This window comes from Streptomyces sp. NPDC046862, from assembly GCF_040704615.1.
GTDB lineage: Bacteria > Actinomycetota > Actinomycetes > Streptomycetales > Streptomycetaceae > Streptomyces.
Genome location: NZ_JBEYXP010000007.1, coordinates 47,983 through 62,627, shown reverse-complemented (window position 1 = coordinate 62,627; position 14,645 = coordinate 47,983). Strand labels below are relative to the sequence as shown.

The following is a 14,645-nucleotide window of genomic DNA, read 5'->3' as shown; positions in this document are numbered from 1 at the left end:
CGCGGTGAACTGTGCCCGTCGGGTGCGGATCCCGGCTTCCCGGGGCCGAACGCTGTCAGTGCCCGCAGGTAGATTCGAGGGGTGGCCGGAGCCGTCCGTACGCGGTACGACACCGGCCGGGACCGACGACTGCAGGAGTGATTCGCGTGGATCGTGTCGCGCTGCGCGGCCTGAGGGCCCGTGGGCACCACGGTGTGTTCCAGAAGGAACGCGAGGAGGGCCAGACCTTCGTCGTGGACCTGATGCTGGGCCTGGACACCCGACCGGCCGCGGCCGACGACGACCTGGCGAAGACCGTGCACTACGGCATCGTGGCGGAGGAGGTCGTGGCCGTCGTGGAGGGCGAGCCCGTCGACCTCATCGAGACGCTGGCCGAGCGCATCGCCCAGGTGTGTCTGAAGCACGAGGGGGTCCAGGAGGTCGAGGTCTGCGTCCACAAACCGCAGGCGCCGATCACGGTCCCCTTCGACGACGTGACCGTCACCATCACCCGGAGCCGAGTATGACCGCCTTCTTCACCGAGGGTCAGAGCGACCCGACCGTCCAGCCGGTGCCCACCTCGGTCGTCGAGAAGGTGGACGCCGCCGACACGACCCTGCACAACCCCCAGCGGGCCGTGCTCTCCCTCGGCTCGAACCTGGGCAATCGCCTGGAGACCATCCAGGGCGCCATCGACGCCCTGGAGGACACCCCGGGCGTACGGATCAAGGCGGTCTCCCCGGTGTACGAGACGGAGCCGTGGGGCGTCGCGCCGGGCAGCCAGCCCACGTACTTCAACGCGGTCGTGGTCCTGAAGACGACGCTGCCGCCGTCCTCGCTCCTGGAGCGGGCGCACGCCGTCGAGGAGGCCTTCCACCGCGTCCGCAGCGAGCGGTGGGGCCCGCGCACGATCGACGTGGACATCGTCTCCTACGCCGACGAGGTCTCCGACGACCCGGTGCTGACCCTTCCCCACCCCCGCGCGCACGAGCGGGCGTTCGTCCTCGCGCCCTGGCACGACGTGGAGCCCGAGGCCCAGCTGCCGGGCCGCGGCGCGGTCGCCCAGCTCCTCGCCGACGTCACGCGGGAGGGCGTCGCCCCTCGCGCGGACCTGGAACTCCAGCTGCCCGAGTAGTCGTTAAGGTCTACCGGGCCGGGATCGTCCGCCGGCCCACAGGGACCACTGGCTCGTCGAAGGGGCATTGTGAGAGAGCTGCGCATCAGGACGCTGGCCGCGGTGTTCGTGGTGGCGGGGGTGCTGTCCTGGGCCGGAGCCCGGCTGTGGAACGCGGTGGGCACCCTTCCCCGCGTCCCGCTGGCCGCGCCCATCGTGCTCGCCCTGATCGCTGTCGTCCTCCTCGCCACGGCGCTGTCCCTGCGCGCCCGTCTGAAGGCCCAGCGCGAGCGGCGTCCGGGCGCGCGGGGCGTCGACCCACTGGTCGCGGCCCGAGCGGTCGTCTTCGGCCACGCGAGCGCCCTGGTCGCGGCCCTGGTCTCCGGGATGTACGGCGGCACGGGCGTGTTCCTCCTGGAGTCCCTGGAGATCCCGTCCCGCCGCGACCAGGCCATCTACGCCGGCTTCTCCGTCGTGGCGGGCATCGCGGTGATAGCGGCCGCCATCTTCCTGGAGCGCGTGTGCAGGCTCCCGGAGGACGACGACACCAACGGAGGCGGAGGGGGAGGCGCGGCCAGGGCGGTGTGAGGCGCTGCCTCCCGGACACTCTGAGTCGGCCTGAACGGCCTCGTCCTGCCTCGTTCTCAAAACGCCGGAGGGGCTGGATTTCCAGCCCCTCCGACGTTTTCTCCCTCAGCTCCCCCTCGGGTCCTCTCAGACCGTCTGCATCTCCTTGTGCTCCGCCATGCGGTGGGCGCACGGACGCGGACCCGCCGACCTGCGGCGCAGCACACGCGGCAGCGCCAGGTTGACGAAGCCCTCCGCCTGCATGGCGGCCAGACCCAGGCGGGGCAGGTCGCGCGAGGAGGCGTACACGACGAACCGGGGCTCCCAGCGCGGGCGGAACTTGGCGTTGAACTTGTACAGCGACTCGATCTGGAACCAGCGCGACAGGAACACCAGCAGGCCTCGCCAGGCACGCAGCACCGGCCCCGCACCGATCTTCTCGCCGCGCGCCAGCGCCGAGCGGAACATCGCGAAGTTCAGGGAGACGTGCTCGATGCCGAAGCGGGGAGCGGCCTGGAGGGCCGCCACGATCAGCAGCTCGTTCATGCCGGGGTCGGCCGAGCGGTCGCGGCGCATCAGGTCCAGCGACGCACCGTCAGGTCCCCAGGGGACGAAGTGGAGCACGGCCTTGAGGTCGCCGTACGGTCCGGGTTCGTCGTCCGCCTTGTGCGCCGTGGCGATCAGACAGTCGCCGTCGGAGGCGTCCCCGATGCGGCCCAGGGCCATGGAGAAGCCGCGCTCGGTGTCGGTGCCCCGCCAGTCCTCGGAGGCTCGGCGGATCCGGTCCAGTTCGCCCTCGCCCAGGTCACGGACTCGCCGTACCCGGGTTTCGTAGCCGGCTCGCTCGATGCGCTTCACCATCTGGCGTACGTTGCGCATCGCGCGCCCGGCGAGAGAGAAATCCGCGACGTCCACCACCGCCTCGTCGCCCAGTTCGAGGGCGTCGAGTCCGGTCTCGCGGGTCCACACCTCGGCGCCCGTCTCGGAGCAGCCCATGACGGCGGGTGTCCAGGAGTGGGCCTTCGCCTCGTCCATGAAGCGTTCGATCGCGCCCGGCCAGGCCTCGACGTCGCCGATCGGGTCGCCGCTGGCGAGCATCACGCCGTGCACGACCCGGTACGTCACCGCCGCCTTGCCGCTGGGGGAGAAGACGACCGCCTTGTCGCGGCGGAGGGCGAAGTGGCCGAGGGAGTCGCGGCCCCCGTGCCTCTCCAGCAGGGCGCGCAGCCGTGCCTCGTCGTCCTCCGTCAGGTGTGCCGCCGGGTGTTCTGGGCGGAAGGCCAGGTAGATCGTGGTGATGGCGGTCAACAGGCCCAGCGCGCCGAGGGAGAAGCCCACGGTCCAGTCCGTGTTGCCGGTGTAGTCGACCGGGCCCTCGAAACCGAACAGGCCGAACAGCACGTGCTCGAGCCGGTCGGACAGGCTCGGGTCGCCCACGATGTGTGCGCTGTGGACGCTGACGATGACCAGGCCCAGGAAGATGGAACCGGCGCCCATCAGCACGAAGTTGGCCAGCGCGTACCAACGGCTGCGCGGGTCCGGCAGGGCCTTGAACTCGTCGCGGTGGCGCAGTAGCGGAGCGAGCAGCGCCAGCGAGATGAGCACGCCGACGAGCGAGTGGCGGTAGGTGAACTGGGCGATCGCGCCCGCCGGGAGCAGCACCACGGCGGCCCGCCACGCCCGGCGCTTGCGGCGCCGCAGTCCGTGCGCGAGGAGCAGCAGCAGGACGCCCGCGCTGAGCGACAGCGCGGCCGCGAACGGGCCGAACGCGCCGGGCAGCACCTCGGCGATCGCGTGCATGCGGCTGTTGCGGAAGCGGGGGAACACTCCCGCCGCGATGTCCAGGAGCCCCACGAGGCCGCAGGCTCTGGCGACCAGGGCGGGGGCGGCCTCGGGGCGCGGCCCACTCAGCGCGCGCCGCAACCAGGTTGATCGACTCGGAACCTCGCCCGACATTTCCCCATCTATCCTGACAGACATCGCATCCCGTAGTTCTGCGAGAAGACCTTGAATCCGGTGCCATTCCGGCATCCGGCGACATTGCGCCCTCTAGGACGGTGTCTCGAGGGGACAGGTTCCCACCCTTCGGGAAAGCCGGTTCAAAGGCCGGGAAAAGGCCGTGGCAAGCCGTCGTGAAGGGAGCGCCGACAGACGGGGCCGGCTCTCACACGGGACGTCGTACGGACGCGGTGGCGGATCGTCCCCCACAGGAAAGCGCAGGCAGGTAGAACCCCATGGGTCTCACGAGCAACAAGGTGCTGGTGCTGGCGGTGCTGTCCGCCGTGCTTCTGTTCGTCGGCACGGTGTGGTGGTGGCCGCGGTTGGGCCGCCGCGGCTGGCGTCCCGTCAGCGGGCGCGTCGGCATCCTGCTGGCCACCCAGGTGGCGGTCTTCGCCTCCGTCGCCCTGGCGGCGAACCAGGCTTTCGGCTTCTACGCCAGTTGGGCGGACCTCCTCGGCCAGGAGAGCGGTCAGGGCGTGGTCGTCGACCACGGCGGCCCCGGGTCGGGCGGGCCGCTGCAGGTGCTCAACACCCAGCAGGTGAGCGTGCCGGGCGGCAGACGTCCCGGGATCGCCGGCCAGATCCAGAAGATCGAGATCGTGGGCCGTACGACGCACATCGCGTCCCCGGCGTACGTGTATCTGCCGCCGGAGTACTTCCAGCCGCGGTACCGCACCCGTACGTTCCCCGCGACCGTCGTCCTGACCGGCTACCCGGGCACCGCCGAGGCGCTCATCCGGGGCCTGCACTATCCGCAGACGGCCCACCGGCTGGCCAGGAACGGCGAGGCCCAGCCGATGATCCTCGTCATGATGCGGCCGACCGTGGCGCCGCCGCGCGACACCGAGTGCGTGGACGTGCCCGGTGGCCCGCAGACCGAGTCGTTCTTCGCCAAGGACCTCCCCGACGCCGTGGGACACCACTACAGAGTCGGCAGGAAACCCGGGAGCTGGGGCATCGTCGGCGACTCCACCGGCGGGTACTGCGCACTGAAGCTGGCCGTGCACCACCCGGACGTCTACGCCGCCGGCGCGGGTCTGTCGCCGTACTACAAGGCGCCGCTCGATCCCACGACGGGTGATCTCTTCCACGGGAACAAACAGCTGCGGAACGAGGCGGACCTGATGTGGTACCTGAAGAACCGGCCCGCCCCGAACACCTCACTGCTCGTCAGCAGCAGCCGGCACGGCGAGGCCAACTACAAGGCCACCCTCGACTTCGTCGACCTCGTGAAGTCGAAGCAGCCGACGCGGATATCGTCGATCATCCTCGACGGCGGCGGGCACAACTTCAACACATGGCGGCGGGAGATCCCGGCGACGTTGCAGTGGCTCAGCGGGCGGCTCACCGACAGGTGAGCGGGGAAGGGCGAATACACGGCGACGTGTAGGGAATTCCCGAACGCGACGGAAGACGCAGAAGCAGGGGATTCCCGGCTCACGCGCCCGCTCACCGAGCCCGGCCGCTCAGCGGGTGATCGCGTCATGCCCGGTTCTCGCACCGCGCCGAATGCGGTTACTGAATTGTAAGGCTTCGGAGTGGCTGTGTTTTTACCTCAGGGGTCACCAAGGTTCCCCTACGCGCGGTAAGTTTCTGGCCATGCCACGTGGACGTCACCGCCATTCACCACCCCTGCACAGGCTTCTGCCTCCGTCGGCGATCGCAGGCGTCTCGCTCGTCTGCGCCCTCGGGCCCTGGGTGTTCACGGAGCCGTCCGTGCTCCGGGTGTCGGCGGCGGTCGCCGCGGCGACCGCCGCCGTGGGCGCCGCGGTCATGCGCCGCTGGGACGTGGAGGCGGGCAAACGCGTCGCCGACCTCACGCGCGCGCGGGCGAGCGACGAGTGGCGGCACGAGGAGCAGGTCGCCGAGCTGGAGACCGACCTCGAGGAGTCGCGCGAGCTGCGCCAGAAGCTGGAGCACAAGCTGCGCGCCAAGCGGACCGAGCTGGCAGGCCTGCGCAACGAGCACGCCGCGCTGCTGCGGCGGTACGCCACCGCGGAGACGGAGCGGGCCAGCGCCCTGGAGGGCCGTCGCAGGCTCGCCATAGAGGCCTCGGCGTCACCGGCGCCCGCTTCGGCGAAGGCGCTGACGGCGGGCAGTGGGAGCGCCTCCGAGGACGTGCGCGGTCGGCGTGCCGACGAGGACACGGCCGAGAAGGCGGCCGAGGACCTGGTCGCGTCCGGCGCGGCGGCCGAGGACGCCGACGGTGCCGACGGCGCTGTCGACGACAAGGCCGCGGAGACCCGGCCGTCGGCTCCGGGAGCCTTCTCCGCGGCCGGTACCTCGCTCTTCCTGCGCGCCAACTCGGCGCTGGACCGGCTCGTCCAGGCCGGGTCCCCGAAGGCGGCGAACGACGAGAAGACCCGGCCCGCGGCCGACAGCGCGCCCAAGGGCGAGTCGCGCAAGGACGAGTCACGCAAGGACGACTCCGCGAAGGGCGGCTCTCCGGAGGGCGGTTCGCCCCGGTCCGGCGCCGCGGAGGCCGAGGCGGCTCCGGCCGCCGACGCCGCCGAGGAGGACGACCACCCGGAGGCACAGTCGCAGCCCGAGACGGCCGAGGGCCAGGACCACGAGCCCGTGGTCACGGAGACCGAGGCGCCTGAGCCCGAGACCGCCGAGACCCAGAACGAGGCCGAGGCCGAGGCCGACGTCACCGAGTCCGCGGCCCCCGAGTCCGCCATCACGGACCCGGCGTCCGGCCTCCCCGCGAACGCCCCCGCTCAGCGGCCCGCGCTGGCCGCTCAGCTCTCCGGTCACTTCACGGTCCCGACCGCCGTGGCCGTCGCACCGGCGACCCCTCGCCGGCGCCTGGCGATCGAGGGCGGGTTCGACTTCTTCGGTACGCAGAAGGGCGCGGCGGCCATCGCGGCCGTACAGAACGAGGACCTCGCGGACGTGGTGGGCCAGGAGGCGCTCGCGCTGCACAAGGCCGAGTCCGAGGCGCAGTTCAAGCCCGCCGACGCGGAGTCGCGCGGCATCGGCCAGGTCATCGACCTGACGGCCCACGACGAGACGGAGCAGATCGACGTGGAGGGACTGCGCAGCGCGGCTTCCTGAAGCGCCGACAGCCCCACACACATCCCCGCGCCCTGAAAGGGCGCGGGGAACTGCGCGTCCAGCCACAACAAGACCGCGGGCGCCCACCCTTCCTGGCGCCCTGGCACCGGATACGCACTCCGGACCGTCGAAATCAAGCCAAGTCCAGCCCCGCGCGCGGCCTCCCCGGATCCACCCGGGTCAAGAAGGCGTCACGCCATCCACCGGTCCGGCAGCGCCTCCCTGCGCCCCGTGCGGGACCGGTCCGCCTGGGCCGCCAGCAGCCGGGCCGCCTCGTCCGCGTCCCGGAGCCGGGCGGTCACCGTCTTGTTGGCGCCCGTGTCCACATGCACGTCCGCCAGGCCCTTGTGGCGTTCCCACGGCCCCTGCGCCAGCCGGACGCTCTGCACCTTCGCGTGCGGGACGAGCGACACGCTCCGCCGCAGCAGGCCGTGCCGGGCCACGAACACGCTGTCGGTGACGGCGAGCCCGTATCCGCGCCACCAGAACGGCATGCACCACCCGGCCCGCGGGGGCGGACGGTCCAGCGACCGCGGCACGGTCACCCCCGGCAGCACCCGCTCGATCACACCCTCGGCCACGGCCCGCGGAGCGACCGGCACCAGCACCGAGTTCGACGAGCCCGCCACGTCCAGCTCCACCCGCACCCAGCCCCGGCGCCGCCACAGCAGCGGCTCCACGATCCGTACGGTCTGCACACGACCGGGCGGCACCGTCTCGTGCGCCCGGTCGAGGAGGCCGTGGTCGATCCGCAGCCCGTCCGGCGACTCGCCCACCGTCCAGTCGTACTCCCCGACGAACCGCCCCACGCTGCTCGCGCCCGCCGCGCCGAGCAGCGGCAGCGCGGTCGCGAGGACCGTCCACACGCTGTGGGTGGCGATCCACAGCACCGGCGGAACGACGGCCGCGCCGACCAGCGTCGTCCAGGTGGCGCCGCTGAGGACGACCGACACCGCGAGCACGCCGCCCGGGACGTGCAGCAGCTGCCGTACCGGGGCCTCGCCGACCTCGTGCGCGGTCCCGGGCTCGAAACCCGCCGCGCGGGCGAGGAGTTCGGCCCGCAGGGCGCGGGCGTGGGCCTCGCCCAGGTAGGCCAGTTCGTCCTTCTTGTCCGCCCCGATGACGTCGAGTTTGAGCTTGGCGACGCCCGCGACCCGGGCCAGCAGCGGCTGGGTGACGTCGACGGCCTGGATGCGTTCCAGGCGGATGTGCGCGGTGCGGCGGAACACCAGGCCGGTACGGATGCGCAGTTCCGTACCGGTGACGGAGAAGTGTGTGAACCACCAGCTCAGAAAGCCGTACAGGGCGGCGGCCGGGACGACCACCGCGAGCGCGATCAGCAGCGTGGTCGTGGTCAGCCGGGACAACTGCCGCTGCGCGCCGTCCGGGTCGTGCATGGCCCACCCGAAGATCACGGCGACCGGCGCCCAGGCCCGCCGCAGCGGGGTCACCGGGTGCAGCCGGTGCTCGATCACCGGGTTCTCCTCGCCCACCTCCTGGCCATGCTCCTCGATGCCGGGCGCGCTCACAGCCCCGCCGATCGTGCCTCGCCGAGCTCGGTCAGCCGGTCGCGCAGCCGCTCGGCCTCCGCCGGGTCGAGACCCGGGATACGCGCGTCCGTGGCGGCCGCGGCCGTGTGGAGCTGCACGCTCGCGAGCCCGAAGTGCCGCTCGACCGGCCCGGACGTCACCTCCACCAGCTGCATGCGCCCGTACGGCACGACGGTCTCCTCACGCCACAGCACACCCCGGCTGATCAGCAGGTCGTCGGCGCGCTCGGCGTACCGCCAGGAACGCCAGTTGCGGCCCAGCATCGGCCAGCCCCACAGCAGCAGGGCCAGCGGCAGCAGCGCGAGGGCCGCCCAGACCGGCCCCGCGAGCAGACCCAGCAGCAGGGCCACGCCGATGGTCAGCGGGCCCAGCCACACCACCAGCAACAGCCGCCGCATGCGCAGCAGCCCAGGCGGCAGCCCGGTCCACACTGGCTCACCGTCCGGCGCCACCGGCCGGTCGCCGCCCGGCGGCTCGTGCTCCCCGCCCTGTCCCGCCCCCGCGTCGTCCAACGTCCCCGTCTCCATTCCGCAAGCGTACGTACGAGAGACTGTCCCCATGACTCCTACGACGGAGACCACGGTCGGTATCGGCGGCGCCGCCGAGAGCACCGACATGGTGCTCAACATCGGGCCGCAGCATCCGTCCACCCACGGAGTGCTGCGGCTCAGGCTTGTGCTCGACGGTGAGCGCATCATGCACGCCGAGCCGGTGATCGGCTACATGCACCGCGGCGCCGAGAAGCTCTTCGAGGCACGCGACTACCGCCAGATCATCATGCTCGCCAACCGCCACGACTGGCTCTCCGCCTTCTCGAACGAGCTGGGCGTGGTCCTCGCCGTGGAGCGCATGCTCGGCATGGAGGTGCCGGAGCGCGCGGTGTGGATGCGCACGCTGCTCGCGGAACTGAACCGGGTCCTGAACCACCTGATGTTCCTGGGTTCGTACCCGCTGGAGCTCGGTGGCATCACCCCCGTCTTCTACGCGTTCCGGGAGCGCGAGGAGCTCCAGAACGTCATGGAGGAGATCTCCGGCGGCCGCATGCACTACATGTTCAACCGCGTCGGAGGCCTCAAGGAGGACCTCCCGGCAGGCTGGACCTCCCGCGCGCGTGCCGTGATCGCCGACGTGCGCTCGCGCATGGACGTGTTCGACGACCTGGTGATCGGCAACGAGATCTTCCGGGGCCGTACGCGCGACGTGGGCGTCCTCACGCCGGAGACGGTGCACGCGTACGGGGTGAGCGGGCCGATCGCCCGAGCCTCCGGGGTGGACTTCGACCTGCGGCGCGACGAGCCGTACCTGGCGTACGGGGAGCTCCAGGACACCCTCCGGGTCGTCACGCGCGAGGAGGGCGACTGCCTGGCCCGCTTCGAGTGCCTCCTCGGGCAGGCGCACAACTCGCTGGACCTCGCGGACGCCTGCCTGGACCGGCTCGCCGAGCTGCCGCCCGGCCCGATCAACCAGCGCCTCCCGAAGGTGCTGAAGGCGCCCGAGGGCCACACCTACGCCTGGACCGAGAACCCCCTCGGCATCAACGGCTACTACCTCGTCAGCAAGGGCGAGAAGACCCCGTACCGGCTGAAGCTGCGCTCGGCCTCGTACAACAACATCCAGGCGCTCGTGGAGCTGCTGCCGGGGACGCTGGTGGCGGACATGGTGGCGATCCTGGGGTCGCTGTTCTTCGTGGTCGGGGACATCGACAAGTAAGGCCCGACAAGCAGGTCCGACAAGCAGGTCAAAGAGCGAGCGCGTCCGGGATGCCGACCGGCTGCAGCAGCCAGCCGAAGTCGCCGAGCCCGCCGGGTGCCGTGAGCTCGGCGGCCTCGCCCGCGCCCGCGAGAGCTCGTACGTACGCCGCCGGGTCGGTCGACGCGAGGGACAGCGGCGGACGGCCTCCGGCGACCCCGAGGGCGCGCAGGGCGTTCCGCTGGGTCAGCAGCCGGGCCCCCGGCAGGGCGCACGCGTCCAGTGCCACGTGGGCGGTGATGTCGCACGAGCCGTCCGGCACGGGGGCGGTCTCCCGCCCCTCCCGGAACCCGGTGAGCGTCCCGTACGGGGGCCGTGCCCCGGCGGTGTGCGCGTAGTCGACGGCGACGGCGAGCCCCCGGCCGACACTCGCCACGGCCGACGCCCAGGCGGCGTCCCGAGGGCGCCCGATCTCGGCCCGCAGCCCCTCGACCGCGCTCGCGGCCGCTCCTTCGACCGCGCTCGCGGCCGCCCCCTCGGCAGTCTCTTCGGCCGTCTCCTCGGCGGGCAGTGGCCACCACCGGTCGAGCCACTCGGCGTCCGCGCCCCTCACCGGGTCCCCGAGACGTTCGGTTCCGTCCCGCCGTACGAGCACGAGGCGTCGTACACCGTCGGTGTCCACCTGGGCGACGTCCAGGGGCACGTTGTCGAGCCACTCGTTGGCGAACAGCAGCCCGGTGACGCCGCCCGGGGGTTCGGGGAGCCACTCGATCCGGTGATCAAGACCACTTGGCCGCTCGGCGCGCTCGACCGCGTACCCGTGCGTGCGGGAGGCCACCTCGGGCGGGAGGGCCTTCAGGACGCCCGTCACCAGCTCGCCCCGGCCCGCCGCCATGTCCACGAAGGCCAGCTCGGAAGGGCGCCCGACCGCATCGTCCACCCGGCACAGCAGCCGGGCCACCGCCTCGGCGAACAGCGAGGACGCGTGCACCGACGTGCGGAAATGCCCGGCGGGGCCCTCAGGACGCCGATAGAAGCCCGACGGCCCGTACAACGCCTCCTCCGTCGCCGCGCGCCACCCGTGCCACACGTCGCCCGCCGCACCAGTCACCCTGCCAGTCACCGGGCCAGGTTAGGGGGCGTGGACCACGGAGCCTCCACCTTGGGGAGTACGCGCGCCGGTCGCGGATCGACCCTCCGGTTGACTCCTGCACACAGCACACGTCTTTACGCTGGGTTACGTGCAACGCCTCTATGACTTCCTCCGCAGGCACCCGACATGGGTCGACAGCTTCTGGGCCGTCTTCCTGCTCGGGATCTCCGCCGTGGCCGGAACCGTCAGCCAGGAGGCGAAGCGTGCCGACCTCCCGGACGCCTGGCTCCCGATCACGTTCCTGCTCTGCCTGGTGATCGCGCTGCGGCGCCGGCTCCCCGAGCAGATGCTGGTGCTGGCCGCCGTGACCGGTCTCGCACAGTTGATCACCGATGTGCAGACGATCCCGGCCGACTTCGCCATGCTGGTGATCATCTACACGGTCGCGGCGAACGGTGCCCGCTGGGCCTCCCGGTTCGCCCTGGTCGGCGGTCTGAGCGCGGCCACGCTGGCGCAGATGCGCTGGCCCGCGGCCAACACCGGCCCGCTGGGCGAGGTCGCGATATCGGTGGTCATGACCGTGCCGTTCGCCCTGGCCTGGGTGCTCGGTGACTCCCTGCGCACCCGCCGCGCCTACTTCGCACAGCTGGAGGAGCGTGCCGCCCGCCTGGAGAAGGAGCGCGAGGCCCAGTCCAAGGTCGCCGTCGCAGCCGAGCGCGCCCGCATCGCCCGCGAGCTGCACGACGTGGTCGCGCACAACGTGTCCGTGATGGTGGTGCAGGCGGACGGCGCCGCGTACGTCCTCGACGCCGCGCCCGACCAGGCGAAGAAGGCCCTGGAGACCATCTCCTCCACCGGGCGTCAGGCCCTCGCCGAGATGCGCCGTCTGCTGGGCGTGCTGCGCACCGGCGAGCACCAGGAGAGCGGCGAGTACGTCCCGCAGCCCGACGTCGAACAGCTGGACGAGCTCATCGAGCAGTGCCGCACCTCCGGCCTCCCCGTCGACTTCAAGGTGGAGGGCACCCCGCGGCCCCTGCCCAGCGGTGTCGAGCTCACCGCGTACCGCATCGTCCAGGAGGCCCTCACCAACACGCGCAAGCACGGCGGCCCGAACACCGGCGCGAGCGTGCGCCTGGTCTACTTCGACGACGGCCTCGGTCTGCTCGTCGAGGACGACGGCAAGGGCGCCCCGCACGAGCTGTACGAGGAGGGCGGCCTCGACGGCCAGGGGCACGGTCTGATCGGCATGCGCGAGCGCGTGGGCATGGTCGGCGGAACCCTGGACGCGGGACCGCGCCCCGGCGGCGGCTTCCGGATCAGCGCGCTGCTGCCGCTCAAACCAGCTCACTGACGACTGTTCACGTCCTTCATTGACACCTGTAAGAGACCTTGACACCTGTAAGAGACCTTGTGGGACAGACGCGTACGCGTCTGTTTGCGAGACTTCTTGACGACCCCCATGACGGAAACGGAAGAGGACCCCGATGGCGATCCGCGTGATGCTCGTCGACGACCAGGTGCTGCTGCGCACCGGGTTCCGGATGGTGCTCGCCGCCCAGCCGGACATGGAGGTCGTGGCCGAGGCGGGCGACGGCGTCGAGGCCCTCCAGGTGCTGCGGTCCACCGAGGTGGACGTGGTCCTCATGGACGTCCGCATGCCGAAGCTGGACGGCGTGGAGGCGACCCGCCGCATCTGCTCGGACCCCAACCCGCCGAAGGTGCTGATCCTCACCACCTTCGACCTCGACGAGTACGCCTTCTCCGGGCTGAAGGCCGGCGCCTCCGGCTTCATGCTCAAGGACGTGCCCCCCGGCGAGCTGCTGACCGCGATCCGCTCCGTGCACAGCGGTGACGCCGTGGTCGCCCCCTCCACGACCCGGCGCCTCCTCGACCGCTTCGCACCGATGCTGCCGGGCACCGGCCAGCAGCCCCAGCGCAAGGAACTGGAGCGGCTCACCGACCGCGAGCGGGAGGTGATGGTGCTCGTGGCGCAGGGCCTGTCGAACGGCGAGATCGCGGCCCGCCTGGTCCTGTCCGAGGCCACGGTGAAGACCCACGTCGGCCGCATCCTCACCAAGCTGGAACTGCGCGACCGGGTGCAGGTGGTGGTCCTGGCGTACGAGACGGGCCTGGTGCGGGCCGGAGGGCACGGCTGAGCCATCACGGCTCAGCCGCCACGGGGAATACGGGCGTCCGGCGACTACCGGAGGCCCCCCGCCTACCGGAGGCCCCCGCCTACCGGAGGATCCCCTCCAGGAAGTCGCTTCCCAGCCGCGCCACCACCGTGACGTCCAGCTGGTGCAGCACATAGCGGCCGCGGCGGCGCGTGGTGATCAGGCCCGCCTTCTTCAGGACGGCGAGATGCCGGGACACCTCGGGCGCGCTCAGATCGTTGGCGTGCGCCAGCTCACTGGTGGTGTACGGCGCCCTGGCGATGTTCCGGCACAGGCGCAGGCGTACCGGGTGGGCGAGGGCTTCGAGGCGCAGCTTGAGCACCTCCACGGGGGCGGGTCTCGCCGCCTCGGGGCCCGCGACCGGGTAGAGCACGGTGGGGCGCCAGGCCGGGGCGTACAGCACCATCAGGTGCGGCCAGGTGTGGTGCGACGGCACGAAGGTGACGCCCGGACTTACCCCGGGGGCCACGGCGGTCGTGGTGCCGTGGGAGAGCTTGTCGGCCTCGATACGGGTCCCGCCTCCTGCGGCTTCGGTCAGCGAGAGGGCGGCCGAGACCGCCGTGAGCGCCTCCTCAAGGCCCTTGTGGCGCAGGATCTCGGTCTTGTGGCGGGCGTCGGCGGCCAGGTGGACGTGCACCCGGCGCCAGGTGTCCGCGAAGAACGCCTCGTCGCAGTCCTCCAACAGGCGCCGCACCCACGCCCGTACGGTCGGAGGGTCGGCCAGCAGACGCTGCGTGAAGCCGAGTTGCTGAGGGCCGCGGCTCGCCGCCAGGTCCAGCACGACGTCGTGCCGGGCACGGTCGACGAGGGGTGAGGGCAGCCCGGCCGCGTACCGGGAGCTGCAGCTGAACTCCAGGGCCGCCGCGACGAACTGCTCGTCACTCAGCCGGTCCAGCAGGTCCAGGTCCTCGGTGAGCGTCGCCCCCGGGTGGCCGTCGCACTCCGGCAGGGCGGCGACCGGCATGAAGATGTCCGAGAACGTGTTCCGCCACAGGAAGTCCGCCTGGATCAGCCGGTCGGCCAGATCCGGTTTGAGCGCGGCCGTGGTGGCCGTCACCCAGCCCTGCATACCGGGATGGTGACCCGGCTCGGCGAGCGCGTGCAGCGCCGTGGCCAGCTCGGCCAGCGGCGACGCCTCGAAGACGATCCGCTCGGCCGGCAGCCCTGTGATGTCGATGCTCACACCCATGCGCTCATGGTGCCTCCCGCCACTGACAACGCCCCGCCGATTGACGACGGTCGTCAATCGGCGCGACGCGCACCGGCGGACCGGCGCAGCCTGGGCGGACCGGGCCTGAAGCTCGACCGCGGCGGACAGGGTCGGAAGGTCGGCAGTGAGGGGGCCGGGCTGAAGCTCGACCGCGGCGGACAGGGTCGGAAGCTCGACCGTGAAGGGCCGGGCTGAAGCCCGACCGCGGGGG

Annotated in this window: 13 protein-coding genes; 8 read left to right on the top strand and 5 right to left on the bottom strand. The window is 71.9% G+C overall.

Annotated elements, in window-relative coordinates; all coding sequences use genetic code 11:
- Positions 1 to 146: 146 nt before the first annotated feature.
- The 3 genes from folB to AB0959_RS09685 all read left to right on the top strand — a co-directional run bounded on the left by folB (position 147) and on the right by AB0959_RS09685 (position 1,681).
- Complete coding sequence (gene folB / locus AB0959_RS09695; RefSeq protein ID WP_366825782.1) at positions 147 to 506, top strand: dihydroneopterin aldolase; 360 nt, start codon at positions 147 to 149, stop codon at positions 504 to 506.
- Complete coding sequence (gene folK / locus AB0959_RS09690; protein WP_366825781.1) at positions 503 to 1,114, top strand: 2-amino-4-hydroxy-6-hydroxymethyldihydropteridine diphosphokinase; 612 nt, start codon at positions 503 to 505, stop codon at positions 1,112 to 1,114. The genes folB and folK overlap by 4 nt, the downstream gene beginning before the upstream one ends.
- A 69-nt stretch (positions 1,115 to 1,183) precedes the next feature.
- On the top strand, positions 1,184 to 1,681 hold the full coding sequence (locus AB0959_RS09685) for a DUF3180 domain-containing protein (protein ID WP_366825780.1): 498 nt from the start codon (positions 1,184 to 1,186) through the stop codon (positions 1,679 to 1,681).
- A 126-nt stretch (positions 1,682 to 1,807) separates the two neighbouring features.
- Here AB0959_RS09685 and AB0959_RS09680 read toward each other — a convergent pair whose 3' ends face one another.
- Positions 1,808 to 3,616: a phosphatidylglycerol lysyltransferase domain-containing protein gene (locus AB0959_RS09680; protein WP_366825779.1), complete on the bottom strand. Its 1,809-nt coding sequence runs from the start codon at positions 3,614 to 3,616 to the stop codon at positions 1,808 to 1,810.
- Between the two features lie 278 nt (positions 3,617 to 3,894).
- Here AB0959_RS09680 and AB0959_RS09675 point away from each other — a divergent pair, with 278 nt between their 5' ends.
- Positions 3,895 to 5,019, top strand: a complete 1,125-nt coding sequence (locus AB0959_RS09675; protein WP_366825778.1) for an alpha/beta hydrolase-fold protein — start codon at positions 3,895 to 3,897, stop codon at positions 5,017 to 5,019.
- A 241-nt stretch (positions 5,020 to 5,260) separates the two neighbouring features.
- On the top strand, positions 5,261 to 6,718 hold the full coding sequence (locus AB0959_RS09670) for a hypothetical protein (protein ID WP_366825777.1): 1,458 nt from the start codon (positions 5,261 to 5,263) through the stop codon (positions 6,716 to 6,718).
- Between the two features lie 191 nt (positions 6,719 to 6,909).
- Here AB0959_RS09670 and AB0959_RS09665 read toward each other — a convergent pair whose 3' ends face one another.
- Together AB0959_RS09665 and AB0959_RS09660 are read right to left on the bottom strand one after the other, a co-directional pair.
- Complete coding sequence (locus AB0959_RS09665) at positions 6,910 to 8,247, bottom strand: PH domain-containing protein (protein ID WP_366825776.1); 1,338 nt, start codon at positions 8,245 to 8,247, stop codon at positions 6,910 to 6,912.
- Positions 8,244 to 8,795 (bottom strand): PH domain-containing protein, encoded by a 552-nt coding sequence (locus AB0959_RS09660; RefSeq protein ID WP_366825775.1) that lies wholly within the window; start codon positions 8,793 to 8,795, stop codon positions 8,244 to 8,246. The genes AB0959_RS09665 and AB0959_RS09660 overlap by 4 nt, the downstream gene beginning before the upstream one ends.
- A gap of 31 nt (positions 8,796 to 8,826) precedes the next feature.
- Between AB0959_RS09660 and AB0959_RS09655 the strand changes: the two genes are divergently transcribed.
- Positions 8,827 to 9,978, top strand: a complete 1,152-nt coding sequence (locus tag AB0959_RS09655) for an NADH-quinone oxidoreductase subunit D (RefSeq protein WP_366825774.1) — start codon at positions 8,827 to 8,829, stop codon at positions 9,976 to 9,978.
- A 28-nt stretch (positions 9,979 to 10,006) separates the two neighbouring features.
- Here the strand turns inward: AB0959_RS09655 and AB0959_RS09650 are convergent, their stop codons facing one another.
- On the bottom strand, positions 10,007 to 11,080 hold the full coding sequence (locus AB0959_RS09650) for an SAM-dependent methyltransferase (RefSeq protein ID WP_366825773.1): 1,074 nt from the start codon (positions 11,078 to 11,080) through the stop codon (positions 10,007 to 10,009).
- Between the two features lie 118 nt (positions 11,081 to 11,198).
- Here AB0959_RS09650 and AB0959_RS09645 point away from each other — a divergent pair, with 118 nt between their 5' ends.
- Together AB0959_RS09645 and AB0959_RS09640 are read left to right on the top strand one after the other, a co-directional pair.
- The gene (locus AB0959_RS09645) at positions 11,199 to 12,401 is read left to right on the top strand and encodes a sensor histidine kinase (RefSeq protein WP_366825772.1); all 1,203 of its coding nucleotides are present in this window, start codon (positions 11,199 to 11,201) and stop codon (positions 12,399 to 12,401) included.
- A 133-nt stretch (positions 12,402 to 12,534) separates the two neighbouring features.
- Entirely contained in the window at positions 12,535 to 13,206 is a 672-nt protein-coding gene (locus tag AB0959_RS09640) for a response regulator transcription factor (protein ID WP_366825771.1), read from the top strand.
- 79 nt (positions 13,207 to 13,285) lie between these two features.
- Here AB0959_RS09640 and AB0959_RS09635 read toward each other — a convergent pair whose 3' ends face one another.
- Entirely contained in the window at positions 13,286 to 14,407 is a 1,122-nt protein-coding gene (locus tag AB0959_RS09635) for a DUF5937 family protein (RefSeq protein ID WP_366825972.1), read from the bottom strand.
- Positions 14,408 to 14,645: the final 238 nt, after the last annotated feature.

Excerpts from the sequence above, each read along its gene's own strand:
- folK (WP_366825781.1), top strand. The coding sequence starts at position 503 with ATGACCGCCTTCTTCACCGAGGGTCAGAGCGACCCGACCGTCCAGCCG.
- AB0959_RS09680 (WP_366825779.1), bottom strand. The coding sequence starts at position 3,616 with ATGTCGGGCGAGGTTCCGAGTCGATCAACCTGGTTGCGGCGCGCGCTG.
- AB0959_RS09675 (WP_366825778.1), top strand. The coding sequence starts at position 3,895 with ATGGGTCTCACGAGCAACAAGGTGCTGGTGCTGGCGGTGCTGTCCGCC.
- AB0959_RS09670 (WP_366825777.1), top strand. The coding sequence starts at position 5,261 with ATGCCACGTGGACGTCACCGCCATTCACCACCCCTGCACAGGCTTCTG.
- AB0959_RS09660 (WP_366825775.1), bottom strand. The coding sequence starts at position 8,795 with ATGGAGACGGGGACGTTGGACGACGCGGGGGCGGGACAGGGCGGGGAG.
- AB0959_RS09655 (WP_366825774.1), top strand. The coding sequence starts at position 8,827 with ATGACTCCTACGACGGAGACCACGGTCGGTATCGGCGGCGCCGCCGAG.
- AB0959_RS09640 (WP_366825771.1), top strand. The coding sequence starts at position 12,535 with ATGGCGATCCGCGTGATGCTCGTCGACGACCAGGTGCTGCTGCGCACC.